Source organism: Streptomyces sp. JL2001 (genome assembly GCF_050917515.1).
GTDB lineage: Bacteria > Actinomycetota > Actinomycetes > Streptomycetales > Streptomycetaceae > Streptomyces.
Genome location: NZ_CP169421.1, coordinates 6381146 through 6406869, shown reverse-complemented (window position 1 = coordinate 6406869; position 25724 = coordinate 6381146). Strand labels below are relative to the sequence as shown.

The window sequence follows — 25724 nt, the reverse complement described above, 5'->3', positions numbered from 1 at the left end:
ACCTCCGCACGCACGTCAGCACGCTGCGGAAACGCGTTTTTGTGCTGGCCCAGGAATCCGCTAGAGTTCAACACGTCGCCGGGACGCGCAAGCGGAACGGAAACGACAAGCGGACGTGGCTCAGTTGGTAGAGCATCACCTTGCCAAGGTGAGGGTCGCGAGTTCGAATCTCGTCGTCCGCTCGATGTGGGGGATCTTCCCGAACCCCTGTATTCACTCCTGGTGGAGTGGCCGAGAGGCGAGGCAACGGCCTGCAAAGCCGTCTACACGGGTTCAAATCCCGTCTCCACCTCCAAGGACGATTAGCTCAGCGGGAGAGCGCTTCCCTGACACGGAAGAGGTCACTGGTTCAATCCCAGTATCGTCCACTGATCCGTAAGGATCTGGTCCGCAAGGATCCCCGCGCGATTAGCTCAGCGGGAGAGCGCTTCCCTGACACGGAAGAGGTCACTGGTTCAATCCCAGTATCGCGCACGCAGCAAGCACCTGGTCCTGTATGGTTTGGGACCGACCCGCGCGATTAGCTCAGCGGGAGAGCGCTTCCCTGACACGGAAGAGGTCACTGGTTCAATCCCAGTATCGCGCACCACACGAAGCCCCCGGCCGCCTCGAGCGGCCGGGGGCTTCTTCGTGCCCGCTCCGGTCAGGAGGAGAAGAGCATGCGCCCGAAGCCGCGCTGACGGTAGTGACCGCCGTGGTGGCCGCCGTGGTGCGGCGCGCTCCAGGCGGGGGCGGCGGGGGCACCCTGCGCCGGGTAGGCCGGCGGGGCCGGGGCGGGCGGGGCCTGCTGCACCCACTGGGACTCCAGACGGGTCAGGGCCTCCAGCTCGCCGTAGTCCAGGAATATCCCGCGGCAGCCGCTGCACTGCTCGATCTGGACGCCGTTGCGGTTGTACGTGTGCATCGCTGCATGGCACTTGGGACACTGCATGCTCGGCTCAACTCCCTGCCGTTCGAAAAGGTGCCTTCACCCTATGCGGACGCGGGCGGGGCCAACTCGGTTCGGAGGGAGCCGATTCGGGAGCAGGTGTCGATCATCACTTCCTCCACCTCGTCGAGGGGGCGGCCCTCGGCGGTGGACTTGGCCAGCGCGAGCGCCGCGGTCTGCACCGTCAGGGCACGTGCGGGGAGGTCGAGCCGGACCCAGGGGTCGTCGGCCCCGGAGGCCGGTGCGGTGACCGGCAGCGGGCCGGGACCGGCCGGGGCGACCGCGGGGCCGCCGGCCGCGCGGTAGGCGTCCAGGAAGCGGGACCAGACGTCCGGCGGCAGGATGCCCGCGGCGTACCAGGCGGCGGGGCGGGCCAGGTCCCACGCGGGGTCGCCCCGGCCGAGGTCGTCGACGTCGATCAGGAGCCAGCGCCCGGCCCCGGCGGCCCCGTCCCGGACCAGCTGGCCGAGATGGAAGTCGCCGTGGCAGAGGTGGCCGGTGTCCGCGATCGTCCCCGGCACGGTGCGCCAGGCCCGCAGGACGGCGTCGACGGCCGGAGCGGGGGCGCCGGAGCGGCGCATGCGGTCCACGGCGAGGGCGGCCTTGACGGGGGCGCGCATGGCCGGGAGGCGCGGGGGCGGCAGGGTCAGATGCAGCCGGGCGAGGAGCCGGGCGGCCTCCTCCCAGGGGGCCGCGTCCGGGTCCGCGGGGTCCACGGGGCTTCCGTAGGACCAGGCGGTCGGGATGCGCTCGGCGACGGCTCGGTCCGGGAGCGGGAGGGGGCGCAGCAGGATGCCGTCCGCGTGCGGGTGGGCGGCGACCTCCATCCGGGCCCGGTGCTCCGCGGGGTCCGTGCCCGGCGCGTGGGCCTTGACGACGACGGCGCCGTGCCGCACGACGGTCCCGTCGTCCCGGTCGGCGAGGACGCCCGTGACACAGGAGCAGGCGCCGCCGCGGCCGGCGTGGGCGGCGTCGCGGGCGAGCGCGTGGAGCAGGTCGAGGTCGTCAGGCAGCACCCGGGGAGCGTACGCCGCCGACGACGGCGGGGTGGCGGGCTTCCCGGCGGCCGGGGAGGCCGCTCGCGGATGCCCGGGGCGCGACGGCGGGCCCGCGCGACAGGGGAAGGGGCGAAGGGCGGGGCGGAGCCGCGGCGGGAATGCGCGATGGCCGGTCAGCTCCCCAGCTGACCGGCCACACGCTGTCGTCCGCCGCACCCCCGTCCCCACGGGGTTGTTGGCCGGATGTCCCCGACCCGGGCCGCTCACCCGGGTCCAGGGCGCCGCTCAGCGCCCCAGCATCACGCCCACGGACGACGCCTGAGTGACCACCGCGTCCCAGCCGCCGAAGACGACCACGAGCAGGGCCGCGAGCGGGAGAACCATGGCGGTCGCCACCAGGGGGTGACGGCGGCCCGAAGGACGGGTGTTCATCCGCGATGCCGTGTACGCCATGGGCCCTCTCCCGTTCGAATCCTGGGGCGGCGGGTGCGTGACCTCGGGGGACGAGTGCTGCCCCCGCCGCTTGAGTTCAACATTAGGGAGCGGGAGCCGCCCGGACGTCATGCCCGCGTACCGACTTCCGGGCCTCCCGGAGGATGACCCCCGCCCTCATGGCGTACTCCCCAGGGTGGAGGCGCCGGTCCAGGACTGAGGGTCTTCCCGGAGGGGTACCGGCTGCTCGACCAGAGCCAGCACCCGGCTCGCCATGAAGCGGGCGGTCCGGACGACCACTCCGGTACGCGTGACTTCGCTCACTTCCACCACCCCGCGACGGACCGCCGTCTCCACCCTGCGACCCGCCCGGCTTGCCACCACTTCGTACGTCCGTGTCGTGTCCCCCGCATCCACGACAATCTCCACGCGATCACCCTTCATCGATCCAATCCCCCTTCTGTGACCGGACATTGGGAAATCCCGCGGTCTCGACGCCCGGCGACGGCGGCGTCCTGACCACTCCTCAAGTGTCCTCCTCAGCACTGACAATCGATGCGTTCGCGAGGGCGCGGCCTATGAGCGCACCGAGGCGCCAATACGTAAGCTGTGCCACGTCGAACGGACGAGGGGACGGACATGGCGATGATGCGGCTCCGGCGCGAGGATCCGCGGATCGTCGGGTCGTTCCGGCTCCACCGGCGACTCGGCGCGGGCGGGATGGGGGTCGTGTACCTGGGGTCCGACCGGCGCGGGCAGCGGGTGGCGTTGAAGGTGATCCGGCCCGATCTGGCCGAGGACCAGGAGTTCCGTTCGCGGTTCGCCCGCGAGGTGTCAGCCGCCCGGCGCATCCGGGGCGGCTGCACGGCCCGGCTGGTCGCCGCCGACCTGGACGCCGACCGCCCCTGGTTCGCCACCCAGTACGTGCCCGGCCCCTCGCTGCACGACCGCGTCGCCGAGGAGGGCCCGCTGCGGGCCGCCGACGTCGCCTCGATCGGGGCGGCGCTCTCGGAGGGCCTGGTCGCCGTCCACGAGGCCGGGGTCGTCCACCGGGACCTCAAGCCGTCGAACATCCTGCTCTCCCCCAAGGGCCCCCGGATCATCGACTTCGGCATCGCCTGGGCCACCGGCGCCAGCACCCTCACGCACGTGGGCACGGCCGTCGGGTCCCCCGGGTTCCTCGCGCCCGAGCAGGTACGGGGCGCAGCCGTCACCCCGGCGACGGACGTGTTCTCGCTGGGCGCCACCCTCGCGTACGCGGCGATGGCGGACTCCCCCTTCGGGCACGGCAGTTCCGAGGTCATGCTCTACCGGGTGGTGCACGAGGAGCCGCAGCTGCACGGTGTGCCCGACGCGCTGGCCCCGCTCGTGCGGGCCTGTCTGGCGAAGGACCCCGAGGAGCGGCCCAGCACCCTGCAGCTGTCCATGCGGCTGAAGGAGATCGCCGCGCGCGAGGCGCAGGGGCTGCCGGCCGCCCGGCCGCCGGCGCAGCGGGAGCGGACCGAGCAGTCGGTGGAGAACCGGCCGACGGAGCGGTACACCGAGCGCACCACCCAGGGCCGCACCCAGGGCCAGGGACCCGCGTCCCGGCCGTCCGCCCCGCGTACGGGCGGCGGGTCACGGGCCGCCCAGTCACGCACGAACGGACGGCACGCCCCCTCCCGGCCGGGCGTACGGACCACCTCGACGGGGCGCCGGCCGGCCAATCCCCGCCTGCTGCGCCAACGGCTCTTCGTCTTCGTCGTGGTGACGCTGGTCGTCGCCCTGGGCATCGCGGCGGCCCAGGCGCTTCAGGGCTGATCCACCACCGGCCGGGCGGCGCCCGCGCGCCCGGTGCGGGCGTACCGGCCCGGCGTGACGCCCCAGACGCGCTTGAAGTGCCGGGTGAGGTGCGCCTGGTCGTAGAAGCCGGCGGCGGGCGCCACGTCGCCCGGCGGCCGGCCGTCGAGCAGCAGCCTGCGGGCGAGGCTCACCCGGCGGGACGTCACGTACTGATGCGGCGCGATGCCGAAGGCCGCGCCGAACGCGCGGACGAGGTGCGCCGGATGGGCGTGGAGGAGGGAGGCCGCCTCCTGGAGGGTGATCCCCTCGCGCAGGCGGGCGTCGAGCAGGTCGCGCAGGTCGTGCGCGACACCCCCGGCACGGACGGATCGGCCTGGTACGGAGCCGGGCAACGGTGCGGGACGCAGGTGCGCCCGCAGGCGCCCGCCGATGAGGGCCAGCCGGCTCTCCGCCTCCAGCTCCTCGCCCGGGTGGGCGAGGGCGGTGTGCAGCTGTCCGACGCGCCGGCGGAGGACGGGATCGACGAGGTCGGGGCTGTCGACCGCCGGCCCGATGAGGCTCTCGTCCAGCTGCGTCATGTCGAGGTAGAGCACCCGCTTGCGGAAGCCGTGGGCCGTGGCGGGTGAGCCGTTGTGGGGCACGTACGGCGGGAGGAGGCTGACGGTGCCGTCCGGGGTGCCGCGCTCGTGGCGGTCCAGGTCGTAGCGGACCGCCCCGTCGTCGACGATCAGCAGTGTCCAGTCGTCGTGGACGTGCAACGGGTAGGTGTGCTCGGTGAATCGGGCGTGGAAGACCTCGGTGACGCCCGGGACCGGCGGGCGCCACGCGGAGATCTCCTCCCGGGGCGTCATGCAAAGAACGTACAAGACGGGGACGGGGCGGCTCCCGCAGTCTCGAACCATGAGAACGACGGACGAGAACGAAGCGAAGGCGACGGCGACGGCGACGGCGGAGGACTGCACGGCGGGCGGGGGCGCGCCGGTGCGCTTCGAGACCAAGATCGCCGTACTGCTGCGCGAGGACCTGGAGCCCTGGCAGCGGCTGAACGTGACGGCCTTCCTGGTCAGCGGTCTCGGCACGGCGTCGCCCGAGGTGATCGGGGAGCCGTACGAGGACGCCGACGGCACCGCCTACCTGCCGATGTTCCGGCAGCCGGTGCTCGTGTTCGAGGGCACGAAGGAGGTGGTCACCGCCGCGCACGCCCGCGCGCTGTCGCGCGGGCTTCCGGTGGCCGTGTTCACCGCGGACCTGTTCGGCACGGGCAACGACCGGGACAACCGGGCGGCCGTCCGGGCCGTGGGCAGGGACGCGCTGGACCTGGTGGGGACGGCCGTGTACGGACCGCGCAACGCGGTGGACAAGGTCCTCAAGGGGGCGCGCATGCACCCGTGAGTCAGTCCTGGGGCCGACCGGAGGCGACCGCGTAGAAGGCGACGGCCGCCGCCGCGCCGACGTTGAGGGAGTCGACGCCGTGGGCCATCGGGATGCGGACCCATTCGTCGGCGGCGCGCAGCGCCTGCGCGGACAGGCCGTCGCCCTCGGCGCCGAGCATCAGCGCCGCCCGCTCCAGCCGGTGCGGGGCCGCGACGTCGATCGGGGACGCCTTCTCGTCGGGGGTGAGCGCGAGGAGCTTGAAGCCCGCCTCCCGGACGGCCTCCAGGCCGCGGGGCCAGGTCTCCAGGCGGGCGTAGGGGACGGAGAAGACCGCACCCATGGAGACCTTCACCGAGCGGCGGTACAGCGGGTCGGCGCAGTCCGGGGAGAGCAGCACCGCGTCCATGCCGAGTGCGGCGGCGCTGCGGAAGATGGCGCCGATGTTGGTGTGGTCGTTGACGGACTCCATGACGGCGACCCGGCGGGCCGTGCCGAGGAGTTCCACGGCCGTCGGCAGCGGCTTGCGCTGCATGGAGGCGAGGGCGCCCCGGTGCACGTGGTATCCGGTGACGCGCTCGGCGAGGTCCGGCTGCACCGCGTACACGGGCGCCGGGACCTCGTCGATGACGTCGCGCATGACGTCGACCCACTTGGCGGAGAGCAGCATCGACCGCATCTCGTAGCCGGCCTGCCGGGCCCGGCGGATGACCTTCTCGCCCTCGGCGATGAACAGCCCCTCGGCGGGCTCGCGTCTGCGGCGGAGCTCCACGTCGGTCAGGCCCGTGTAGTCGCGCAGGCGCGGGTCGTCGGGATCGTCGATGGTGATGAGTTCGGCCACGAGGTGATACTGCCTTGTCCGGGATGCGGTGCCAATGTGTGGGGCGGGGTTCGGTTACCCCTGGTTACTGCCGGAGGCTCCCGTGGCGAGCTTGCCGGGGCCCTCGCCCACCACCTCTCCGATGACGATCACGGCAGGCGGCCGGACGTCCTGCGCCACGACCGTCTCGGCGACCGTGGCCAGGGTGGCGTCCACCCGGCGCTGGGCGGCCGTGGTGCCCTCCTGGATCAGGGCGAGGGGCGTGCCGGGGTCCTTGCCGTGGGCGACGAGCGCCTCGGCGATCTTCCCGATCTTGTCGACGCCCATGAGGACGACGAGCGTGCCGGTGAGCCTGGCCATCGCGGCCCAGTCGACCAGCGAGCGCGGGTCGTCGGGCGCGACGTGGCCGCTGACCACGGTGAACTCGTGGGCCACGCCGCGGTGGGTGACCGGGATGCCGGCCGCGCCCGGCACGGAGATGGAGCTGGAGATGCCGGGGACGACGGTGCAGGCGATGCCCTCGGCCGCCAGCGCCTGGGCCTCCTCCATGCCGCGGCCGAACACGAAGGGGTCGCCGCCCTTGAGGCGGACGACGGACCTGCCGGCCTTGGCGTGCTCGACGAGCGCGTTGTTGATGGCCTCCTGGGCCATGAACCGGCCGTACGGGATCTTCGCCGCGTCGATGACCTCGACGTGCGGGGGGAGTTCGTTGAGGAGGTCGCGCGGGCCGAGCCGGTCGGCGATCACGACGTCCGCCTCGGCGAGCAGCCGGCGCCCGCGGACGGTGATCAGGTCCGGGTCGCCGGGTCCGCCGCCGACCAGTGCGACGAAGGGCTCGCGGGAGCGGTGCTGCGGGGCCGAGATCGAACCGTCCCGCAGTCCCTCGACGATCGCGTCGCGCACGGTGGCGGAGCGGCGGGGGTCGTGGCCGGTGAGCACGGCGACGGTGACGCCCTCGCTGCGGCCGGTCGCCGGGGTCCACGCGGTGGCCGCCTCGGCGTCGTCGGAGCGCACGCACCACGTCTTCGTCCGCTCGGCCTCGGCGGAGGCGGCGGCGTTGGCGACCGGGTCGCTGGTCGCGACGAGGGCGTACCACGCGTCGGCGATGTCGCCGTCCTGGTAGCGGCGCCTGACCCAGGTGATCTCGCCGGCCTCCGCCATGGCCTCGACGGAGGGGGTGGCGGACGGGGAGACCAGGGTGATGTCGGCGCCCGAGGCGATCAGCGTGGGAAGACGGCGCTGGGCGACCTGGCCTCCGCCGAAGACGACGACGCGGCGGCCGGAGAGGCGCAGACCGACGGGGTAGGCGGGGTGCTCGACGTGCTCGGCGTGTTCGGCCATGGGCGTGCGGCTCCTCGGAGGGGCGGGGCGTGTGCGGGGGCCGCTGCGGCGGTGAAGCGGCTGGTGGGGGCGGTGGAAGGGCCCGTGCCCACGATATCGGTCACCAGGGGTGGGCAGGCTGTGACCCACGTCCCCTTCCCGGCGGCGGGGCCGGTGGGGCGGGGTCGGAGCGGGGAGGCGCAGGCCGGGAGGCTCTCCGGGCGGGGCCCCGCCAGGGGATGCCCGCGGCCGCACCACGGCGGGGCGGCCGCGGGCCGCCCCTCCCCCACGGCTCGTGCCGCGGCAGCAGTCGACCCGGGCCCAGCGGAGTGGGTCCGGGTCGTGCCGGGTCCGGGTCACGTGCGAGCCGGACCCGATGGCCATGGCGGCCTCTCTACTTCTCCGTCACGCCCGCGGAGTCGAACGTCGCCACCTCGTGCATCGCGCGGGCCGCGCTCTGCACGATGGGCAGGGCCAGCAGCGCGCCCGTGCCCTCGCCGAGCCTCAGGTCGAGGTCGACCAGCGGGCGCAGGCCCAGCTTGTTGAGGGCGGCCACGTGGCCCGGCTCCGCGCTGCGGTGGCCCGCGATGCAGGCCGCCAGGGACTCGGGCGCGATCGCCCGGGCCACCAGAGCCGCCGCACCCGTCGAGACGCCGTCGAGGACGACCGGCGTGCGCAGCGAGGCCGCACCGAGGATCAGGCCGACCAGTGCCGCGTGCTCCAGGCCGCCGATCGCCGACAGGACGCCGATCGGGTCCGCCGGGTCCGGCTTGTGGAGTTCGAGCGCACGGCGGACCACGTCCACCTTCCGCGCGTGCATCTCGTCGTTGATGCCGGTGCCGCGACCGGTGACCTCGACCGGGTCGACCCCGGTGTAGACCGAGATCAGCGCGGCGGACGCGGTGGTGTTCGCGATGCCCATCTCACCGGTGAGCAGCGCCTTGTTGCCGGCTGCCACCAGGTCCCGGGCCGTCTCGATGCCCACCTCGATCGCCGCGAGCACCTCCTCGCGGGTCATGGCGAGGCCGGTCGTGAAGTCGCCGGTGCCGGCACGGACCTTGCGGGGCAGCAGCCCCGGCGTCGACGGCAGGTCGGAGGCGACACCGACGTCGACGACGCAGACCTCGGCGCCGACCTGGTTGGCGAAGGCGTTGCAGACCGCTCCGCCGCCGAGGAAGTTCGCGACCATCTGGCCGGTCACCTCCTGGGGCCACGCGGTGACGCCCTGGGCGTGCACGCCGTGGTCGCCGGCGAAGATCGCGACGGCCGCGGGCTCGGGGATCGGGGGCGGGCACATCCGCGAGAGCCCGGAGAGCTGGGCGGAGATGATCTCCAGCATGCCGAGCGCCCCGGCGGGCTTCGTCATGCGCTTCTGCCGCTCCCACGCCTCGCCGAGCGCCTTGGCGTCGAGCGGGCGGATGTTGGAGATCGTCTCCTGGAGCAGGTCGTGCGGCTCCTCGCCGGGCAGGGCGCGGCGGCCGTACGTCTCCTCGTGGACGACCCAGGACAGCGGGCGGCGCTTCGACCAGCCCGCCTGCATGAGCTCGGGCTCCTCCGGGAACTCGTCGACATAGCCCACGCACAGGTAGGCGACGACCTCCAGGTGCTCGGGCAGGCCGAGGGCGCGGACCATCTCGCGCTCGTCGAAGAAGCTGACCCAGCCGACGCCGAGGCCCTCGGCGCGGGCGGCGAGCCAGAGGTTCTCGACGGCCAGGGCCGAGGAGTACGGCGCCATCTGCGGCTGCGTGTAGCGGCCGAGGGTGTGCCGGCCGCCCCGGGTAGGGTCGGCGGTCACGACGATGTTGACCGGGGTGTCGAGGATGGCCTCGATCTTCAGTTCCTTGAACTGCTTCGCCCGGGCCTTCGGCAGCGACTTGGCGTACGCCTCGCGCTGGCGCTGGGCGAGCTCGTGCATGCTCCGGCGGGTCTCCGCGGAGCGGATGACGACGAAGTCCCAGGGCTGCGAGTGGCCGACGCTGGGGGCCGTGTGGGCGGCCTCCAGGACGCGGAGCAGCACCTCGTGCGGGATCGGGTCGGAGCGGAAGCCGTTGCGGATGTCGCGGCGCTCGCGCATCACGCGGAGCACGGCCTCGCGCTCGGCGTCGTCGTATCCGGGCGCGGGGGCTCCGGCGGGCTCTGCCTCCGTCGTACCGGCACCGGCACCGGCGTCGGCGGGAACCTCGACGAGCTCGACCTGCTCGGTCGGCGCCGCCTGCTCGGCCTCGGCGGCCGGGGCCTCGGCGGTCACGGCGACGGCCTCGGGCTCGGCTTCGGCGAGGACCTCCGCCTCGTCCCGCGCCGGCTCCGCCGCCTCGGCGGGGGCCTCGGGCTCGACGACCGTGGCCGCCGGCTCGGGGGTCACGGCGGGGGCCTCGGGCTGGGCCGGGACCCCGGCGCTCTCGGCCGGGGCCTCGGGCTGCGCGGCGTCCTCGACGACGGGGACCTCCGGGGCGACCGCCTCGACGACGGCCTCGGCCGGCGCCTCCGGCTCCGGGGGGACGTCGATCGCCGCGGGCGCGGCGGCTTCGGCCGCGGGCGCGTCCGCGACGACGTCCTCGGTCTCCACCGGGGACGCCGGAGCGGCGGTGGTGGGGCCGCCGTCGCGCGGGGCGGGAACGGCCGCCGGGGTGTCGGTGAGGGGCACCTCCGCCGCGGCGGGCACCTCGGCGGCGACGGGCTGCTGCTCCACGGACGGCTCGGCGGCCTGGACCGGCTCGGCCGGGGACTCGGGCCCGGCGGCCTCCGCGACCGGCTCCGCGGCGGCCTCGGCCACCGGGGTCGGCGCGAGGTGCGGGGCGGTCGGCACCGTGCCCTCGACCTGGACGAAATGACCGACCGTTTCTGCGGCGACGGGCTGCTGGGCCACGGGTTCCTGGGGCTGCGCGTCCCACGGCACCGCGCCCTGCGGCGCGGACTGCTCCTGGCTGTCCTGCGGGACGTCGAGGTACTCGGGGCCCGTGGTCGGCGGACCCTGTACGCGGGTGGGAACCGGACCGGTCGCGGTGGCGGCGACGGGGGCCGCGACGGGCGCGGGCACCGGCGCGGCCGGACCGCGGTCGGCCAGCGAGCGCACGACGCCCCCGGTGCTTTCCGGAGCGATCGGGCCGAGGTGCAGCGGCCGGCGCGCGGGCGGCGGCGTCACGGACGCGGCGAGCGGCGTGACACGGACGCCGCCGAGGTCCACCGAGCCGGAGTCACGGCCGGCGGCCTCGTGGGCGCCGGTGTCCAGGATCCCCGGCTCGTAGCCGTGGTCGGTGACGACCTGCTCCTGCGGCGCCGCGGGGACGCCGTGGGCGGGGGTGGACGGGCCGGCGTCGGCCACCGGCACGCCGTGGGCGGGGGTGGACGGGACCGGCTCGCCCATCGGGATCCCGTGGGCGGGGGTCGAGAGGTGACCGGCCGGCACACCGTGCGGCGGGGTCCCCTGGGACGCCTGCGCGGCCTGGCCCATCGGGGCCTGGGCGGCGGCCAGCGCGTCGGCGAGCGGGCCCGCCAGCGGGTCGGTGAGCGGGTCGACCATGGGCGGCACCTGTCCGGGCACCATGCCCTGCACGGGTGCGGGAGCGTGCACGGCGACCGGTGGTGCGGGCACGACACCCGGCTGGTGCTCGCTCCAGGCGCCCTGGGCGCCCGGCATCAGAAGAAGGTCGTCGTCCTCGGCTGCGTTCTCGGAGGGGTCCAGGTAGGTGTACGCGCCCGGAGCGGGGATGCCCGGCTGCTCGACCATGCCTGCGTTCTCCGGCAGCCCCTCGCCCGGGACCTGGCCGGTGTCCGTCATGCGTACCCCTCGCCCATCGGTTGTGCTCCTTCAGACCTTCGCCCGTCAACAAGAACGAGCGTGCGCGCCGTGCGGCACGAATGACGCGCCGGCACCCCAAGCATTGTCGCGGCCTTCCGCCATCGTGGCAGGCCGATCCGCCTCGGTGCGCTGTGGACTGCGCCACGTCGCGCGTCCCCCCGCTGCTCCGCACCACATCAGCGACCGAATGCGGTCACTACTTCCCGACATTGACGAACAAAACGCCGAACGTCCCGGTGCGGTACAACAATCGGCCAGCCTACCTGGCCCTGCGAGGCCGTTCGGTCACGGGGCGCGGTCGATCCTGCGGCCGCCGAGCAGGAAGACGACGGAGCGTTCGCGCTCGGTCCAGACCTCGGGATCGAGCCCGACGGTCTGCAGCAGGACGCACTCGACGTCGTATCCGCCGGCTCCCAGTGCCGCGCCCACCGCCTCGGCCTCGTCCCGGGTGGAGGCGTGGACGACGATGCGTTCGGGCCGCCGGGCGGTGCAGGCCGTGACGACGGGGACCGAGCCGCCGCCGATCCGTACGACATCGGGTTCGGGAAGCCGTTCGAGGACGTGCGGGGCGCGGCCGGGCACGGTCTGCAGCCGGACGCCGGCCCGCTGGGCCGCGGCCTCGGTCCGTGCGCAGGCGGCCGGGTCGGCGTCGACGGCGATGACGGCGGCGCCGAAGCGGGCGGCGTCGACGGCGAAGGCACCGCCGCCGCAGCCGATGTCCCAGACCAGGTCGCCGACCCGGGGGCCGAGGCGGGCCAGCTGGGCGGCGCGCAGCGCGGGGCCGTCGCCCCGGCCGGGGTCGTCCGCCTCCACGGGCAGCGCCCAGCCGCGTTCGGCCGGGGTCTCGTGGCCCATCAGCCAGCCGCCGCCCTGGCCGCCGGTCGTGGTGCCGCCGATGACGATGACGACGTTCGGATCGCGCCAGACGTGGTCGGCGGCCTTGTCGGAGGTGAGGACGGTGACCTGTTCACGGTCGGTGCCGAGCGCCTCGCAGATGACGAAGGTGCGGTGGACGCCGTCGAGGAGGAGGGCGAGTTCCGCGGGCCCGGCTCCGGGGGACGTCAGGACGGCGACCTTGGGATGGGCGCGGCAGACGTTGACGGCCCTGCGCAGGTCCCGCTGGTGGGCGACGACGATCCGGGCGTCGTCCCAGGGCATGCCGGCGCGGGCGAAGGCGGCGGCGACGGAGGAGACGGCGGGGACGACCTCGACCTCCAGGCCGTGCTCACGGGCGCGCAGGGTGCGGACGACGCCGAAGAAGCCGGGGTCGCCGTCGGCGAGGACCACTGCGGTGCCGCGGTGGCCCGCGATCCGGCGGGCGGCGAGGTCGACGCTGCCGAGGCGGATGCGCTCCGCGCCGGGCGGCACCTCGGGCAGGGTGAGGTGGTGACCCGCTCCGGCCACCAGCGTGGCGGCGGAGAGCGCGGACCGGGCCGCCGCGGTGAGGGGCGAACCGTCCCAGCCGATCACCGTGACCCGATCGGCCATCGTCGCGTGTCTCCTGAGGTATGTCGTTGCAGGTCGGGGGCGTGCAGAGCGTACCTCGGAGGGTCGCTCGCGGGACCGTCGGGGGACTCTCCGGCCACGGGCTCGCGGGTGCGTCGGGATCCGTCGGCGCGGCGGCCCGGAGAGGCCGTGCCGCGGGTCAGCTCCAGTCGGTGTAAGAGGAGTATCCGGCCTCGGCCATCTGGTCGGCCACCCCTTCGAGGTCCTCGGGCAGCAGGCTCCAGACGATGAGGTCGGTCCGCATGTCGGTCCATTCCCCGGACTCGGTCTGGGTACGCGCTATCCACGCGTTGCGCAGGACGCCTTCGCTGATGCAGCCGATCTTCTGCGCCACCTGCTGGGCCGCGGTGTTGTCGGCGGGGGTGCGCAGCTCCAGGCGCTCGAACTTCCGGTCCCGGAAGAGCCATTGGGCGACGGCGAGCACGGATTCGGTGGCGTAGCCCTCGCCGCGGGCCCACGGTGCGGTCACGTAGGACACCTCGGTGGCGAGTGTGCGCCAGTGCGTGCCGCGCAACCGGACGGTGCCCACGAGGCGTTGGGTGAGGAACTCGGTGACGGCCAGCACGATGCCGCGGCCCTCGGACCGTTCCGCAGGAGCGATCCTGCGCACCCAGTCCTCGGCGTGCGAGCGGGTGTAAGGGTGTGTCACCGAGGTCCAGGCGGTGACGAGTTCGTCGTTCATCATCTCCACGAAGGCGGGGATGTCGGCCTCTTCGTACGGGCGCAGCACCAACCGATCCGTGTTGATGGAGATGTCCGGAAAGGTGGTAGTCATGCTCAGCTCCATGCCGTGGACCGTCCGAATCGACCGTGAACGCACAGCATGCAGCATGCATCACCGTCGCGCATGGCCGGGGCCACCGCGCGACGGGGGCGACGAAGGCCCCGCGCACCGGACGGGATGCGGGGGCCTTCGTCACAAGAACTCTACTGCGGGCCTTACTTGGCGACGGCGCCGAAGGCCGGGATGACCGCACCGTTCTTGTAGGTGTCCTCGATGTACTTCTTCACCTCGGGCGAGTTGAGGAGCTTGGCGAGCTTCTGCACGCGGGCGTCCTTCTCGTTGCCCTCCTTGACGGCGAGGAAGTTGGCGTAGGGGTTGCCCTCCGCCTTCTCCAGGGCCAGGGAGTCGGTGGCCGGGTTGAGCTTGGCCTCGATGGCGTAGTTGCCGTTGACGACCGCGGCGTCCACGTCGTTCAGGGCGCGGGGCACGGTGGCGGCCTCCAGCTCCTTGAACTCCAGGCCCTTCTTGTCCGTGATGTCGGACAGCTTGCCGTTCGAACCGACGCCGTCCTTCAGGGTGATGAGCCCGTTGTCGGCGAGCAGCCTGAGCGCGCGGCCGCCGTTGGTGGTGTCGTTCGGGACGGCGATCGTCTGGCCGGCCTTGAGGTCCTTGAGGTCCTTGACCTTCTTGGAGTACAGGCCGAGCGGCTCCAGGTGGACGTTGACCACCGGGACGATGTGGGTCTTGTTCTTCGCGTTGAAGTCGTCGAGGTACGGCTTGTGCTGGAAGAAGTTGGCGTCGACCTGGCCGGACTCGGTGGCGGTGTTCGGCAGGACGTAGTCCGTGAACTCCTTCACCTCCAGCTTCAGGCCCGCCTTCGCGGCGAGCTTGTCCTTGACGAAGCTGAGGATGTCGGCGTGGGGCGTCGGGGACGCGGCGACGACGAGCGGCTTCGAGGTGTCGCCGGAGCCGGCCGCGTCCTTGGAGGAGGACGGGTCGGACGAGGTGCCGCAGGCGGTGAGACCCAGGGCAACGGCGGCGGTGGCGGCGAAACCGGCGGTGAGCTTGATGTTCTTGCGCACGAAGAGTGCCTCTTTCCGGTGGTGCGGTGGACGCCTGGACAACAAGTCCGGGCTGCTGTTCGTCGAATGACGAAGTCGGTGGGGTTACGCGGTGCGTCCGCGGCGGGCGAGGAGCCGGACGGCCAGGTCGCCGATGAGCTGGACGACGGTGACGATCGCGATCAGGACGACGACGGTGACCAGCATGAACTGGGTGTCGAAGCGCTGGTATCCGTAGGTGATGGCCTTGGATCCGAGCCCTTCGCCGCCGACCGCGCCGGCCATCGCGGAGTAACCGACGAGGACGATCACGGTGGTGGTGACGCCGGAGACCAGCGAGGGCAGTGCCTGCGGCAGCAGCACCTTGCGGATGATCGTGGGCACGGAGCCGCCCATGGACTGGACGGCCTCGACCAGCCCGTGGTCGACCTCGCGGACGGACGTCTCGACCAGGCGCGCGAAGAAGGGGATGGCGCCGATGGCGAGCGGGACGATCATGGCGGTGGGGCCGATGAAGGTGCCGACCACGAACGTGGTGAAGGGGATCAGGGCGATCAGCAGGATGATGAACGGCAGCGAGCGGCCTATGTTCACGATCACGCCGACGACCTTGTTGACCACGGTGTTCTGCAGCAGGCCGCCCTTGTCCGTGAGGACGAGGAGGATGCCGAGCGGCAGGCCGCCGGCGACGGTGACCGCCGTGGCCCACAGGACCATGTAGAGGGTGTCGACGGTGCCCTGCTCCAGCAGGGGCTGCATCTCGGACCAGGTCACTTGGCACCTTCCTTGACGAGGGTCTGGGCGGGGAGGACGGAGGGCGCGGACACGATGTCCTCGTCGACGACGTCGACCTGGAGGCCCTGCTCGCGCAGGAAGCCGACGGGGACGACGTTCTCCTCGTACCGTCCGGGAAGCTCGATCCGCATCCGGCCGATCTGCCGGCCGCCGACCGTGTCCATCGCCGCCCCGAGGATCGAGATGTCGATGTTGTAGGTCCGGGACAGCTGGGAGATCACGGGCTGGGTGGCGGCCTCGCCGTGGAAGGTGACGTCGATGACCGTGCGGTCGGGGCCGGTGGCGGCGCCGCTGACCGGGAACAGCTCGGCCGCCAGCTGGGAGCCGGGGGTGGCGAGCAGTTCGCTGACGGTGCCGGACTCGACGATCCGGCCCTTCTGCATGAGCGCGGCCGAGTCGCAGATCGACTTGACGACGTCCATCTCGTGCGTGATGAGGAGGACGGTCAGGCCGAGCTGGCGGTTGAGGTCGCGCAGCAGCTGGAGGATGGAGCGGGTGGTCTCCGGGTCGAGCGCGCTGGTGGCCTCGTCGGAGAGCAGCACCTTGGGCTCGCCGGCCAGGGCGCGGGCGATGCCGACGCGCTGCTTCTGGCCTCCGGAGAGCTGGCCGGGGTACGCCTTGGCCTTGTCGGCGAGGCCGACGAGGTCGAGCAGTTCCAGGGCGCGGCGGCCGCGCTCGGCGCCGGGGACGCCGAGGATCTCCAGCGGCAGCTCGATGTTGTCCTGCACGGTGCGCGAGGACAGCAGGTTGAAGTGCTGGAAGACCATGCCGATGCTGCTGCGCGCCCGGCGCAGGTCCTTGCCGGCGCGGCGGCCGCGGGCGGCCAGCGCGGTGAGGTCGACGCCGTCGACCGTCACGGTGCCGGAGGTGGGGCGCTCCAGGAGGTTGACGCAGCGGATGAGCGAGGACTTGCCGGCGCCGCTCTGGCCGATCACGCCGAACACCTCGCCCTCACGGACGTGGAGGTCGACGCCGTCCAGAGCGGTGACCTGGCGGCCTCGCGACTCGTAGACCTTGGTCAGGCCCGAAGTGGTGATCACAGGGTTTCCGTCACTGTCGAGTGCGCGGCGCGGGGTCCGCCGGGCACGGGGCATCGTCATTCGGACAGTCAGGCGCAGATCGGCCGGCTCGGTGGGTGACCGTGAGCGGCGCGTGCGCGGGGCAGGCACGGTCCGACACCGGGCGGTGTGCGGATCGGCTCGGCCGTCAGGGTCTCGCTTCGGGGCGCGAGACTCGGGCGGGGGCCCTCAGAAGGCGCACATTCGACACATACAACGAGCACCGGGCGTCGTGATCGCCTCGGTCGCAAGGGTGCGGCTGCTCGTCGTGGTCATGGCTGCAAGTAAAGCACGCACCTGACAGGGCGGAACGGGAGTGTCCGAATAGCGGACATGGCTGAGACAGTATGCGGACAGCCGGGCGCCGGTGCGCGTCCGCCGTCACCCCCGCTCCCCCGTGTGTGGCCTGCGCCGACGCGGTCGCGGGGCGCGTGGTCGTACGGGGTGGGGCGCCCGGCCGTGGGCGTGGGTCTGTGGTCAAGGCCACGGTCGGCCGGGCCGGCCGGTCGGCGGGGCTTCCGCGGCCTTCCGCGGCCGGAGGCGGCGAGTGCCGGCATACCTGCCCCGCTGGTCCCCGCGCCCGGGCGCGCGGCCCGCGGGTGCGGTGGAGCGGGCCCGCTCCGGGTCGGTGGGGGCGCGCGCACCGGGCCTTTCGGCCCGTAATACCCTCGGGCGCATGCTTGACGCCCTGACGGTCGCGGTCTCGGTGGCCGCGCTCGCCCTCGCCGCCTGGTGCGGCTTCGCCTTCACCCGGGACCAGCCGACCAAGGACTGGCACTTCATCGGCATGGCCGTGGTGACCGTGCTCGCCCTGGTCCAGCTGGTCATCGGCATCGTGCAGCTGACGCGCGGCGGGACGGCCGAGGAGGGCACGACCATCTTCATCGCGTACCTGCTGGGCGCCCTGTGCGCGGTGCCCGCGGCCGGTTTCATGTCGCTGGCGGAGCGGAGTCGGTGGGGCTCGGCGACCGTCGCGGCCGGCGCCGTCGTGCTGGCCGTGCTCGAAGTGCGTCTCTACGACATCTGGACGGTGGGCTGAGATGACCGCGACGGACGAGAGCACCGGCCGCGCACCCCGCACCCGGCTGGTGCAGGGCCCCGGGATGCTGCTGGTCTGGCTGTACGGCGTGATGTCGGTCGGCGCGGTCTCGCGCTCGATCTACCAGATCGCGACCGAGTTCGACCGGGCCCCGCTGGCGTACGGCCTGTCGGCGATGGCGGCCGTCGTCTACGCCTTCATCACCTACACGCTGGTGCGGGGCGGGGAGACCGCCCGCAGGGCGGCGCTGCTCTGCTGCGCCGCCGAGCTGGTGGGCGTGCTGACCGTGGGCACCTGGACGCTGGCCGATCCGTCGGCGTTCCCGGACGCCACCGTCTGGTCGGACTACGGGTACGGCTACCTCTTCATCCCGGTCCTGCTGCCGGTGACCGGGATCTGGTGGCTGCGCCGCTCGCGCGGGACCGCCTGACCGGGGGTACGACCCCGTGTGCCGACCCGCGCCCCTCACGGCGCGGGTCGCTCCGTTTCCGGCGGTCCCGAGGCAGCGGAGTCAGGCGGCCTTCTCCAGGGTCACGAGCGTGAGCCGCGGGCCGACCTCCTTCGTGGACACCTGCTCGTATCCCCGGCTGCGGTAGAGGCGGAGGTTGCCGTCGCTGCGGTGACCGGTGAAGAGGCGGAAGCGCTTGGCGGTCGGGGCGGGGTCCTGGGCGAAGTGCCCCTCGATGGCGTCGAGCAGGCGTCCGCCGAGGCCGTGGCGCCGCATCCGGGGATGGACGATCAGCTTGGCGATCCGTACCGTGCCGGCCTCGTCGACCCGCCCGCGTACGGAGGCCACCACCTCGTCCCCGAGGCGCGCCACGAGAGCGTGGCCCTCGGCGATCTCGGTCTTGAGCGAGTCCAGGGACTGGGTGAGGGGCTCGATCGAGTAGTCCCCGTAGAGCTCGGCTTCACTCTGGTAACACAGGTACTGCAGCTTGAGTATGTGCTCCGCGTCCTGCGCGTCCGCCGCTGAGATGGTCACGCTCATGCCCATGTGCGCATGCCTCCCGCTCACCTGTCCGCCGATCGGTTTACCGCACCCTTCCCCGCGGGCGGGGAGCGGGAACCTCTGCCGCGAGCATTCTGCGCAGGCATCCCAGGCAACGGGAACGCATCGGCCCCAGACTGCCCTGTGAGATACCCAACTCCCCTGCGATTTCCCGGTAGGTGGGGTCGGCGGGGTCGAGCATCGCGGCCAGCAGACGGGGGCAGCGGCCCGGCGTGCGGCGGACGGCGGCACGCACGACGCGGCGGCGTTCGGAGACCAGCGCCGAGCTCTCGGGCGACGCGTCGGGCTCGGCCGCCTCCTCCTCGCGGTAGGGCAGTTCGCGCAGTGCCGCCCGCCGGGCCCGGCGGGCCTCGGCGCGCACGGCCCGCCGCAGCCAGTCCGCGGGGCGGCTGGGGGCGCCGTCGTCCCGGAGCCGTTCCAGGAGCCTGAGCCAGACGGCCTGTTCGAGGTCTCCCGCGTCGACCCCGGCGGCCGGGGCCTCGGCGCGGGACTCCGCGGCGAGCAGCGGGGCGAGGGTGCGCAGGAGGTGGGGTTCGGGGTGGGTCATGACGGGCACGACGGGCGGTGGCCCCGGACGGTTGCGCGCCGGCGCCCAAACCACCCGGTCGGGTGTCCGTCCCCGCCGGACCGTGACCCGCCCGCGGGGCGCCGTCCCCGCCGGCCCGTCCTCGGAGGCGGACCTGCCCGGAGGCGGACCTGCCCGGAGCGGACGGCCCCCGGCGGGGACGGCAGGCGTCACCGTGCCCGGAAGTCGGCCACCGCGAGCAGGGCGGTGTCCGGGTTGTCGGCGAAGATCCCGTCGATGCCCGTCGCCAGGTAGGTCCGCAGCGCGCCGAAGGCGTCCCCGTACGCCGTCGGGTCGGTGCCGCGGCGGAAGTCGGCGGGCAGGAAGCTGTTCTCGTTGCGGTGGGTGTACGGATGGAGGATCAGCCCCGCCGCGTGGGCGTCGCGCACCAGGGTGGTGGGGGTGCCGAGCCAGCCCGACGCGTCCCGGGGGATAACCAGGTCCAGGGTGGGGCCGATGCCCTGCGCGTAGGAGGAGAGGCTCCGCAGGCCCTCCGGGGTGATCAGGTCGGCGACCGTGCGCGGGTCACCGGCCTGGACGAAGTCCCAGGGGCGGGTGGTCGCGCCCGACAGCAGGACGACGCGGGGCGACTTCACCAGCCCGGCCAGCCGCTGGATGCTGGTGGGCTCGAAGGACTGGAGGAAGACCGGGGAGTCGGCGCGGTGGCGTCCGTGGCGGCGCAGCAGTTTCGCCAGCCGCTCCTCCAGGCCCAGTCCGAGCGCGCGGAAGTACGTGGGGTGCTTGGTCTCGACGTGCAGCCAGACCTCGCGGCCGCGGCGGCGGCCCTCCCGGTCCGCCCATTCCAGGACCTCCTCGAAGCTCGGGATCCGCCAGCGGCCGTCGTAGAGGGTGTTCTCCTGACGGGTGCCGGGGATCCGCTCCTTCGCGCGCAGGGTGCTGAGCTCGGCGAGGGTGAAGTCCTCGGTGAACCAGCCGGTGAGGGACACCCCGTCCACCGACTTGGTGGTCCTGCGGGAGGCGAACTCGGGGTGGTCGGCGACGTCGGTGGTGCCGGTGATGTCGTTCTCGTGACGGCAGACCAGATGGCCGTCCTTGGTGGGCACCAGATCCTGTTCGATCACGTCGGCGCCGAGGTCGAGGGCGAGCTGGTAGGAGCCGAGGGTGTGTTCGGGGCGGTAGCCGCTTGCGCCGCGGTGGGCGATGACGGTCGGGACCGGGAGGGAGCGGAACCCGCGGCCCTTGCCGGACGGAGCCCCACCGGCGGACCCGGGGGACCCGGCGGCCTGTGCCGGGCCCGCGGGCAGCGCCGTCGAGGCGCCGAGCACGGCCGCGCCGGCCGCTCCGAGAACCGTCCGCCGGGCCGGAGTCCGGCGCGCACCCTGTGTCATGAAAGCTCCTCCGATGTGATGTCCCGCACCTGCCGACGGGTGCTCCGACCGTAGGCATCGACCCCTTACCTGCGGCAGACGCTGGTCGAACATGGCGAAAACTCACGTCAACACTGCGTATCCACTCGGTGAACCCGATGTGCGCGCGACGGTGACCCGCGAGTATCGTCCTCACCTGCACCGTCACCCCGCCCGCTCGGCCCCGCTCAGGCTTCGACCGCCTCGACACCGGAGGAACCGTTGTCCCGTCTCGCGCTCATCAAGGCTGTGCTCGGACCGATCCTGCGGCTGATGTTCCGCCCACGCGTGGAGGGCGTCGAGAACATCCCGGGAACGGGTCCGGTCATCCTGGCGGGCAACCACCTCACCTTCATCGACTCGATGATCATGCCGATCTGCACGGACCGCCCGGTCTTCTTCATCGGCAAGGACGAGTACGTGACGGGCAAGGGCTTCAAGGGCCGGCTGATGGCCTGGTTCTTCACCAGCGTCGGCATGATCCCGGTGGACCGCGACGGCGGCCGGGGCGGCGTCGCGGCGCTGATGACGGGTCGCCGGGTGCTGGAGGAGGGCAAGATCTTCTCCATCTACCCGGAGGGCACCCGCTCCCCCGACGGCCGGCTCTACCGGGGCCGTACCGGCATCGCGCGTCTGACGCTGATGACCGGCGCGCCGGTCGTGCCGTTCGCGATGATCGGCACGGACAAGATCCAGCCCGGTGGTGCGGGGCTGCCGCGGCCGGGCCGGGTGACCGTCCGGTTCGGTGAGCCGATGGAGTTCTCCCGCTACGACGGCATGGACCGGGACCGCTACGTGCTGCGGGCCGTGACGGACTCGGTGATGGCCGAGGTCATGCGGCTGTCCGGCCAGGAGTACGTGGACATGTACGCCACGAAGGCGAAGGCGGCCTGACCGCCGGCCAGGACGGACCCCGGGGGCGGCGCACCGTTCGGTGCGCCGCCCCCGGGGCGTTACGGGGACCGCAGGGCCCGTCAGTGTTCGAGGCCCTCTTCCAGCTTCTGGCCCTTGAGCAGGAACCAGGCCGCGACCGCGGTCGCCAGCAGGACCGCGGCGCCGACGCCGGACGCGATGCGCAGACCGTCGACGAAGGACTCCTGTGCCGCGGAGACCAGTGCGGTCGCCGTGTCCGGGGCGAGGCCGGCGGACGCCTCGACGGCGCCGCCGAGCGACTCGTGGGCCGCCGCCGCGGTGTCCGCGGGAACGCCCGCCGGGGCGGTGAAGCCCTGGTAGACGCCGGTCACGATGGAGCCGAGGAGCGCGATGCCGAGGGCCGCGCCCAGTTCGTACGCGGTCTCGGAGACCGCGGAGGCCGAACCGGCCTGCTCCTTGGGAACGCTGGAGAGGATCACGTCGGCGGTGACGGTGAAGGAGAAGCCCGCACCGAGGCCGACGACCAGCAGGGCCGCGCCGAGCAGCGGATACCCGGTCTCCCGGTGGACCAGGGTGATGACCGCGAGGGCCAGGCCGATGGCGCCGAGACCGCCGGCCACGATGGTGCGGACCGAGTAGCGCCGGGCGTACCGGCCCGCGATCAGACCGGTCACCACCGCGCCGATCGCGGCGGGCAGTTCGGCCAGACCGGCCTCCAGCGGCTCACGCCCCTGGACGAGCTGGAGGAACTGGGAGAGGAAGAAGACCAGTCCGGACAGACCGAAGACGGTCAGCAGGTCGGCCAGGACCGCGCCGGAGAAACCCCGGTGCTTGAAGAGCCGCATGTCGAGCAGCGGCGAGGCCAGCGCGTACTGCCGCCGGACGAAGGCGTGGAGGCAGGCGGCGCCGATGACCGCGGCGGCCGCGACCTCCCAGGTCATGCCGTGCGAGGCGACTTCCTTGATCGCGTATACGACGCCGATGACACCGACCAGCGAGAGGCCGACGCTGATCAGGTCCCAGGGGCCGGCGACCGGGTTCCTGGACTCGGGCAGCAGCTTGATGCCGACGAGCACCAGGACCGCCATGACCGGCAGGTTGATGAGAAAGACCGAGCCCCAGTAGAAGTGCTGGAGCAGGGCGCCGCCGACGACGGGGCCGATGGCCGCGCCGGCCGAGGCCGTGGCACCCCAGATGCCGATGGCGAGGCTGCGCTCCTTGGGGTCGTGGAAGATGTTCCGGATCAGGGCCAGGGTCGACGGCATCAGGGTCGCGCCGGCGACGCCGAGCAGTGCCCGGGCCACGATCATCATCTCGGGGCTGGTGGCGTAGGCGTTGAGGACGGAGACGGCACCGAACGCGGTCGCGCCCGTCAGCAGCAGCTTCTTGCGGCCGATGCGGTCGCCGAGCGAGCCCATGGAGACCAGCAGGCCGGCGATGACGAAGGAGTAGATGTCGCCGATCCAGAGCAGCTGGGTGCCGGACGGCTTCAGGTCCTCGCTGAGCGCGGGGGTCGCCAGACCGAGTACGGTGGCGTCCACCGCGACCAGCAGGACGGCCAGGACGAGGACCGAGAGCGCGAGCCAGCGGCCGGGGCTCTTCACCTCCGTCCCCGTCGTCGGGCTCGTCAGCCGGGTCCTGCTCATGTCTCCACGCTCTTTCGTGCGCCACCGAGCAGCAGCTCGGTGATCATGTACTGGAAGTCCTTGGCGGCGACCCGTCCGTCCATCACGGACCAGGCGCAGGTGCCGATGAGGCCGTAGAGGGCCTCGGTGAGCCAGGCGGGCGTCAGGTCGATCCGGAAGGTGCCCTCCTCCTGGCCGCGCCGGAAGAGGGCGCTGACCCGGGCGTCGAGCCTGGCCCATCCCTCGTTGACCTGGTCGCCCTCGAAGAGCTGGTTCTCCGTGACGAGGAAGGCCAGCAGCTGCGCGCAGGGCTCGGCCCGGGCGACGAGTCGGCGTACCGCCTCGTCGGCGGGCCCCTCGTCGAGGTCCGCCGCGTCGAGCGCGGCCTCGAACTCCTCGATCCCCAGCTCCTCCAGGGCCCTGACCAGCGCGTCCCGCCCGGCGAAGTGCCGGTGCAGGGTGGCGCGGCCGATACCGGCGGCCCGGGCGACCTCGTCCATGGTGGCGGTCGACTTCCGGGCGAGCAGCGCGGCGGCGGCACGGAGCATCTGGGTGCGGTCCACTGACATGAGACGACCATACACCGAATGAGACGTGAATGTCTCATTCAATAAATCGATGCCTCATCCGGAGGCGAGAGGAATGCTGTGCACATGACGAAGCCGCTGCTGCTGATCGACGTGGACGGGCCGCTGAACCCCTATGCGGCGCAGCGCGAACGCCGGCCGGAGGGGTACACGACGCATCGCATGCGCCCGGACGGCTGGTTCCCGACCAAGCCGCTGCGTGTGTGGCTCGATCCGGCGCACGGGGGCGAGCTGCTCGCGCTGGCCGGGGCGTACGAGCTGGTCTGGGCGACCACCTGGAAGGGCGAGGCGAACGAGTGGATAGGGCCGCACCTCGGCCTGCCCGAGCTGCCGTTCATCGACTGGCCCCGGATGCACGGAAAGGCCCCTCGCGGGACCTTCTGGAAGACGCAGTACATCCTGGAGTACGCCCAGGGGCGGCCGTTCGCCTGGGTGGACGACGACATCACGCCGTACGACCACGAGTACGTGGAGCAGAACCACCTCGCCGCCGCCCTGCTGCTGCACGTCGACCCCCGGATCGGACTCCTCCGGCCGGACTTCGACGCGCTCGCGGACTGGGCGGCGGCGCTGTGACGTGCCGCGGTGCGGCTACTTCCTGGCGGTGGCCCAGGCGTGCTGGATCACCAGATCGGCCTTGACCTCGACCAGCTGCGCGGCGACCGCCGACGGGGCCGTGCCGCCCCGGCCGTCGCGGGAGGCCAGCGCGCCCGGCACGTCGAGGACCGTGCGGACCTCCGGGGTGAGGTGCTCGGAGATCTTGGCGAACTGCTCGTCCGTCAGGCCGTCCAGTTCGACGCCGTCGGCCTCGGCCGCCTTCACGCACTCGCCGGCGACCTCGTGCGCCACCCGGAACGGCACGCCCTGCTTGACCAGCCACTCGGCGATGTCGGTGGCGAGCGAGAAGCCGGCCGGCGCCAGTTCCTCCATGCGCTCCCGGTTGACCGTGAGCGTCGCCATCATGCCGGTGAAGGCGGGCAGCAGGATCTCCAGCTGGTCGCAGGAGTCGAAGACCGGCTCCTTGTCCTCCTGGAGGTCACGGTTGTAGGCGAGCGGCAGGGCCTTGAGTGTGGCCATCAGGCCGGAGAGGTTGCCGATCAGCCGGCCGGACTTGCCCCGGGCCAGCTCGGCGATGTCCGGGTTCTTCTTCTGCGGCATGATCGACGAGCCGGTCGAGAAGGCGTCGTGCAGGGTCACGAAGGAGAACTCCTTCGTGTTCCAGATGATGATCTCCTCCGCGATGCGGGAGAGGTTCACGCCGATCATCGCCGTGACGAAGGCGAACTCGGCGACGAAGTCGCGCGAGGCCGTGCCGTCGATGGAGTTGCCGACGGAGCCGCGCTCGAAGCCGAGGTCCTTGGCGACCGCCTCCGGATCGAGACCGAGGGAGGAGCCCGCCAGCGCGCCGGAACCGTACGGCGAGACCGCCGTGCGGGTGTCCCACTGGCGCAGCCGCTCGGCGTCCCGGGAGAGGGACTGGACGTGCGCGAGCACGTGGTGGGCGAAGAGCACCGGCTGGGCGTGCTGCAGGTGGGTCCGGCCCGGCATGGCGACGTCCGGGTGGGCCTCGGCCAGGCCGACGAGCGCGTCCTGGAGGTCGGCGATCAGGCCGCCGATGATCCGCGCGTGGTCGCGCAGGTACATCCGGAAGAGGGTGGCGACCTGGTCGTTGCGGGACCGGCCGGCGCGCAGCTTGCCGCCGAGCTCGGCGCCGAGACGCTCCAGCAGGCCGCGCTCCAGCGCGGTGTGGACGTCCTCGTCGGCGATGGTGCCGACGAACGAGCCGTCCGCGACGTCCGCCTCCAGCCGGTCGAGCCCGGCGAGCATGCGGGTCAGCTCGTCCTCGGTGAGCAGCCCGGCCTTGTGGAGCACGCGCGCGTGGGCGCGGGAGCCGGCGATGTCGTACGGCGCCAGCCGCCAGTCGAAGTGGACCGACGCGGACAGCTTCGCCAGGGCCTCGGCGGGGCCGTCGGCGAACCGGCCGCCCCAGAGCCGGACGTCACCGTTGTTGCTGCTCACAGCTACTGCTCCTCAAGACAAGGGTGGGGATACGGCGCCGCCTCCC

The 25724-nt window shown here is 72.9% G+C and carries 25 protein-coding genes and 5 tRNA genes; 11 read left to right on the top strand and 19 right to left on the bottom strand.

Going from position 1 to position 25724, the window contains the following annotated elements; genetic code table 11:
- Nucleotides 1-109: 109 nt before the first annotated feature.
- The 5 genes from ACE1OA_RS28615 (at nucleotide 110) to ACE1OA_RS28595 (ending at nucleotide 589) form a co-directional block, all read left to right on the top strand.
- Nucleotides 110-182: transfer RNA gene (locus ACE1OA_RS28615), tRNA-Gly, on the top strand.
- Nucleotides 183-221: 39 nt separating this feature from the next.
- Nucleotides 222-295, top strand: a tRNA-Cys gene (locus ACE1OA_RS28610).
- Between the two features lies 1 nt (nucleotide 296).
- Nucleotides 297-368: transfer RNA gene (locus ACE1OA_RS28605), tRNA-Val, on the top strand.
- Nucleotides 369-402: 34 nt separating this feature from the next.
- Nucleotides 403-474, top strand: a tRNA-Val gene (locus ACE1OA_RS28600).
- Between the two features lie 40 nt (nucleotides 475-514).
- Nucleotides 515-589, top strand: a tRNA-Val gene (locus tag ACE1OA_RS28595).
- A 54-nt stretch (nucleotides 590-643) separates the two neighbouring features.
- Here the strand turns inward: ACE1OA_RS28595 and ACE1OA_RS28590 are convergent.
- From ACE1OA_RS28590 to ACE1OA_RS28575, 4 genes are all read right to left on the bottom strand, one after another.
- Complete coding sequence (locus tag ACE1OA_RS28590) at nucleotides 644-931, bottom strand: zf-TFIIB domain-containing protein (protein WP_384871778.1); 288 nt, start codon at nucleotides 929-931, stop codon at nucleotides 644-646.
- A gap of 41 nt (nucleotides 932-972) precedes the next feature.
- Nucleotides 973-1944, bottom strand: coding sequence for a phosphotransferase (locus ACE1OA_RS28585; RefSeq protein WP_432753591.1), 972 nt, complete (start codon nucleotides 1942-1944; stop codon nucleotides 973-975).
- A 267-nt stretch (nucleotides 1945-2211) separates the two neighbouring features.
- Nucleotides 2212-2379 carry a hypothetical protein gene (locus ACE1OA_RS28580; protein WP_187282609.1) on the bottom strand — a complete coding sequence of 56 codons (168 nt, stop codon included), beginning with the start codon at nucleotides 2377-2379 and terminating at the stop codon, nucleotides 2212-2214.
- Nucleotides 2380-2535: 156 nt separating this feature from the next.
- Nucleotides 2536-2802, bottom strand: a complete 267-nt coding sequence (locus ACE1OA_RS28575) for a hypothetical protein (RefSeq protein WP_356600942.1) — start codon at nucleotides 2800-2802, stop codon at nucleotides 2536-2538.
- Between the two features lie 195 nt (nucleotides 2803-2997).
- On the opposite strand from ACE1OA_RS28575, the gene ACE1OA_RS28570 reads away from it, so the two are divergent.
- On the top strand, nucleotides 2998-4158 hold the full coding sequence (locus ACE1OA_RS28570) for a serine/threonine-protein kinase (protein WP_432753590.1): 1161 nt from the start codon (nucleotides 2998-3000) through the stop codon (nucleotides 4156-4158).
- Here the strand turns inward: ACE1OA_RS28570 and ACE1OA_RS28565 are convergent.
- Nucleotides 4149-4991: a helix-turn-helix domain-containing protein gene (locus tag ACE1OA_RS28565; RefSeq protein ID WP_432753589.1), complete on the bottom strand. Its 843-nt coding sequence runs from the start codon at nucleotides 4989-4991 to the stop codon at nucleotides 4149-4151. The genes ACE1OA_RS28570 and ACE1OA_RS28565 overlap by 10 nt on opposite strands.
- Before the next feature lie 49 nt (nucleotides 4992-5040).
- Here ACE1OA_RS28565 and ACE1OA_RS28560 point away from each other — a divergent pair, with 49 nt between their 5' ends.
- Nucleotides 5041-5532 (top strand): DUF2000 family protein, encoded by a 492-nt coding sequence (locus tag ACE1OA_RS28560; RefSeq protein WP_432753588.1) that lies wholly within the window; start codon nucleotides 5041-5043, stop codon nucleotides 5530-5532.
- 1 nt (nucleotide 5533) lies between these two features.
- On the opposite strand, the gene ACE1OA_RS28555 is transcribed toward ACE1OA_RS28560, so the two are convergent.
- From ACE1OA_RS28555 to ACE1OA_RS28520, 8 genes are all read right to left on the bottom strand, one after another.
- The gene (locus ACE1OA_RS28555) at nucleotides 5534-6352 is read right to left on the bottom strand and encodes a TrmH family RNA methyltransferase (RefSeq protein ID WP_147977151.1); all 819 of its coding nucleotides are present in this window, start codon (nucleotides 6350-6352) and stop codon (nucleotides 5534-5536) included.
- 54 nt (nucleotides 6353-6406) lie between these two features.
- Nucleotides 6407-7672 carry a uroporphyrinogen-III C-methyltransferase gene (cobA, locus tag ACE1OA_RS28550; RefSeq protein WP_432753587.1) on the bottom strand — a complete coding sequence of 422 codons (1266 nt, stop codon included), beginning with the start codon at nucleotides 7670-7672 and terminating at the stop codon, nucleotides 6407-6409.
- Nucleotides 7673-8045: 373 nt separating this feature from the next.
- On the bottom strand, nucleotides 8046-11429 hold the full coding sequence (gene cobT / locus ACE1OA_RS28545; RefSeq protein ID WP_432753586.1) for a nicotinate-nucleotide--dimethylbenzimidazole phosphoribosyltransferase: 3384 nt from the start codon (nucleotides 11427-11429) through the stop codon (nucleotides 8046-8048).
- Nucleotides 11430-11735: 306 nt separating this feature from the next.
- Nucleotides 11736-12938, bottom strand: coding sequence for a precorrin-6y C5,15-methyltransferase (decarboxylating) subunit CbiE (cbiE, locus tag ACE1OA_RS28540; RefSeq protein ID WP_356600948.1), 1203 nt, complete (start codon nucleotides 12936-12938; stop codon nucleotides 11736-11738).
- Between the two features lie 157 nt (nucleotides 12939-13095).
- Complete coding sequence (locus tag ACE1OA_RS28535) at nucleotides 13096-13731, bottom strand: GNAT family N-acetyltransferase (RefSeq protein ID WP_384871758.1); 636 nt, start codon at nucleotides 13729-13731, stop codon at nucleotides 13096-13098.
- Nucleotides 13732-13895: 164 nt separating this feature from the next.
- The gene (locus ACE1OA_RS28530) at nucleotides 13896-14762 is read right to left on the bottom strand and encodes a MetQ/NlpA family ABC transporter substrate-binding protein (RefSeq protein WP_432753585.1); all 867 of its coding nucleotides are present in this window, start codon (nucleotides 14760-14762) and stop codon (nucleotides 13896-13898) included.
- Nucleotides 14763-14846: 84 nt separating this feature from the next.
- On the bottom strand, nucleotides 14847-15515 hold the full coding sequence (locus ACE1OA_RS28525; protein WP_147977157.1) for a methionine ABC transporter permease: 669 nt from the start codon (nucleotides 15513-15515) through the stop codon (nucleotides 14847-14849).
- Nucleotides 15512-16576, bottom strand: a complete 1065-nt coding sequence (locus ACE1OA_RS28520) for a methionine ABC transporter ATP-binding protein (protein WP_356600951.1) — start codon at nucleotides 16574-16576, stop codon at nucleotides 15512-15514. Before ACE1OA_RS28520 ends, ACE1OA_RS28525 begins: the two co-directional genes overlap by 4 nt.
- A 694-nt stretch (nucleotides 16577-17270) precedes the next feature.
- Here ACE1OA_RS28520 and ACE1OA_RS28515 point away from each other — a divergent pair.
- Nucleotides 17271-17633, top strand: a complete 363-nt coding sequence (locus tag ACE1OA_RS28515; protein WP_356600952.1) for a hypothetical protein — start codon at nucleotides 17271-17273, stop codon at nucleotides 17631-17633.
- Between the two features lies 1 nt (nucleotide 17634).
- Nucleotides 17635-18063: a hypothetical protein gene (locus ACE1OA_RS28510; RefSeq protein ID WP_356600953.1), complete on the top strand. Its 429-nt coding sequence runs from the start codon at nucleotides 17635-17637 to the stop codon at nucleotides 18061-18063.
- Nucleotides 18064-18144: 81 nt separating this feature from the next.
- Here the strand turns inward: ACE1OA_RS28510 and ACE1OA_RS28505 are convergent, their stop codons facing one another.
- The 3 genes from ACE1OA_RS28505 to ACE1OA_RS28495 form a co-directional block, all read right to left on the bottom strand.
- Nucleotides 18145-18627, bottom strand: coding sequence for a GNAT family N-acetyltransferase (locus ACE1OA_RS28505; protein WP_356600954.1), 483 nt, complete (start codon nucleotides 18625-18627; stop codon nucleotides 18145-18147).
- 37 nt (nucleotides 18628-18664) lie between these two features.
- Nucleotides 18665-19189, bottom strand: coding sequence for a sigma-70 family RNA polymerase sigma factor (locus tag ACE1OA_RS28500; RefSeq protein ID WP_432753584.1), 525 nt, complete (start codon nucleotides 19187-19189; stop codon nucleotides 18665-18667).
- 188 nt (nucleotides 19190-19377) lie between these two features.
- A complete protein-coding gene (locus ACE1OA_RS28495; RefSeq protein WP_432753583.1) occupies nucleotides 19378-20556 on the bottom strand; it encodes a glycerophosphodiester phosphodiesterase in 1179 nt (392 codons plus the stop codon).
- A 240-nt stretch (nucleotides 20557-20796) separates the two neighbouring features.
- Here ACE1OA_RS28495 and ACE1OA_RS28490 point away from each other — a divergent pair, with 240 nt between their 5' ends.
- Complete coding sequence (locus tag ACE1OA_RS28490; protein ID WP_147977163.1) at nucleotides 20797-21468, top strand: lysophospholipid acyltransferase family protein; 672 nt, start codon at nucleotides 20797-20799, stop codon at nucleotides 21466-21468.
- A gap of 80 nt (nucleotides 21469-21548) precedes the next feature.
- Here ACE1OA_RS28490 and ACE1OA_RS28485 read toward each other — a convergent pair whose 3' ends face one another.
- Together ACE1OA_RS28485 and ACE1OA_RS28480 are read right to left on the bottom strand one after the other, a co-directional pair.
- The gene (locus ACE1OA_RS28485; protein ID WP_386546074.1) at nucleotides 21549-23093 is read right to left on the bottom strand and encodes an MFS transporter; all 1545 of its coding nucleotides are present in this window, start codon (nucleotides 23091-23093) and stop codon (nucleotides 21549-21551) included.
- Nucleotides 23090-23641 (bottom strand): TetR/AcrR family transcriptional regulator, encoded by a 552-nt coding sequence (locus tag ACE1OA_RS28480; RefSeq protein ID WP_356600958.1) that lies wholly within the window; start codon nucleotides 23639-23641, stop codon nucleotides 23090-23092. Before ACE1OA_RS28480 ends, ACE1OA_RS28485 begins: the two co-directional genes overlap by 4 nt.
- A gap of 84 nt (nucleotides 23642-23725) precedes the next feature.
- Here ACE1OA_RS28480 and ACE1OA_RS28475 point away from each other — a divergent pair, with 84 nt between their 5' ends.
- Nucleotides 23726-24235 carry an HAD domain-containing protein gene (locus tag ACE1OA_RS28475; RefSeq protein ID WP_432753582.1) on the top strand — a complete coding sequence of 170 codons (510 nt, stop codon included), beginning with the start codon at nucleotides 23726-23728 and terminating at the stop codon, nucleotides 24233-24235.
- Nucleotides 24236-24250: 15 nt separating this feature from the next.
- Here ACE1OA_RS28475 and argH read toward each other — a convergent pair whose 3' ends face one another.
- On the bottom strand, nucleotides 24251-25678 hold the full coding sequence (gene argH, locus ACE1OA_RS28470; RefSeq protein ID WP_356780055.1) for an argininosuccinate lyase: 1428 nt from the start codon (nucleotides 25676-25678) through the stop codon (nucleotides 24251-24253).
- Nucleotides 25679-25724: the final 46 nt, after the last annotated feature.

What these genes read in the sequence shown, in the direction of transcription:
- ACE1OA_RS28580 (WP_187282609.1), bottom strand. Translation starts at nt 2,379, where the DNA reads ATGGCGTACACGGCATCGCGGATGAACACCCGTCCTTCGGGCCGCCGT.
- ACE1OA_RS28575 (WP_356600942.1), bottom strand. Translation starts at nt 2,802, where the DNA reads ATGAAGGGTGATCGCGTGGAGATTGTCGTGGATGCGGGGGACACGACA.
- cobT (WP_432753586.1), bottom strand. Translation starts at nt 11,429, where the DNA reads ATGACGGACACCGGCCAGGTCCCGGGCGAGGGGCTGCCGGAGAACGCA.
- ACE1OA_RS28560 (WP_432753588.1), top strand. Translation starts at nt 5,041, where the DNA reads ATGAGAACGACGGACGAGAACGAAGCGAAGGCGACGGCGACGGCGACG.
- cbiE (WP_356600948.1), bottom strand. Translation starts at nt 12,938, where the DNA reads ATGGCCGATCGGGTCACGGTGATCGGCTGGGACGGTTCGCCCCTCACC.
- ACE1OA_RS28515 (WP_356600952.1), top strand. Translation starts at nt 17,271, where the DNA reads ATGCTTGACGCCCTGACGGTCGCGGTCTCGGTGGCCGCGCTCGCCCTC.
- ACE1OA_RS28475 (WP_432753582.1), top strand. Translation starts at nt 23,726, where the DNA reads ATGACGAAGCCGCTGCTGCTGATCGACGTGGACGGGCCGCTGAACCCC.
- ACE1OA_RS28510 (WP_356600953.1), top strand. Translation starts at nt 17,635, where the DNA reads ATGACCGCGACGGACGAGAGCACCGGCCGCGCACCCCGCACCCGGCTG.
- ACE1OA_RS28535 (WP_384871758.1), bottom strand. Translation starts at nt 13,731, where the DNA reads ATGACTACCACCTTTCCGGACATCTCCATCAACACGGATCGGTTGGTG.
- ACE1OA_RS28505 (WP_356600954.1), bottom strand. Translation starts at nt 18,627, where the DNA reads ATGGGCATGAGCGTGACCATCTCAGCGGCGGACGCGCAGGACGCGGAG.
- ACE1OA_RS28500 (WP_432753584.1), bottom strand. Translation starts at nt 19,189, where the DNA reads ATGACCCACCCCGAACCCCACCTCCTGCGCACCCTCGCCCCGCTGCTC.
- cobA (WP_432753587.1), bottom strand. Translation starts at nt 7,672, where the DNA reads ATGGCCGAACACGCCGAGCACGTCGAGCACCCCGCCTACCCCGTCGGT.
- ACE1OA_RS28590 (WP_384871778.1), bottom strand. Translation starts at nt 931, where the DNA reads ATGCAGTGTCCCAAGTGCCATGCAGCGATGCACACGTACAACCGCAAC.
- ACE1OA_RS28565 (WP_432753589.1), bottom strand. Translation starts at nt 4,991, where the DNA reads ATGACGCCCCGGGAGGAGATCTCCGCGTGGCGCCCGCCGGTCCCGGGC.
- ACE1OA_RS28480 (WP_356600958.1), bottom strand. Translation starts at nt 23,641, where the DNA reads ATGTCAGTGGACCGCACCCAGATGCTCCGTGCCGCCGCCGCGCTGCTC.
- ACE1OA_RS28570 (WP_432753590.1), top strand. Translation starts at nt 2,998, where the DNA reads ATGGCGATGATGCGGCTCCGGCGCGAGGATCCGCGGATCGTCGGGTCG.
- ACE1OA_RS28495 (WP_432753583.1), bottom strand. Translation starts at nt 20,556, where the DNA reads ATGACACAGGGTGCGCGCCGGACTCCGGCCCGGCGGACGGTTCTCGGA.
- ACE1OA_RS28485 (WP_386546074.1), bottom strand. Translation starts at nt 23,093, where the DNA reads ATGAGCAGGACCCGGCTGACGAGCCCGACGACGGGGACGGAGGTGAAG.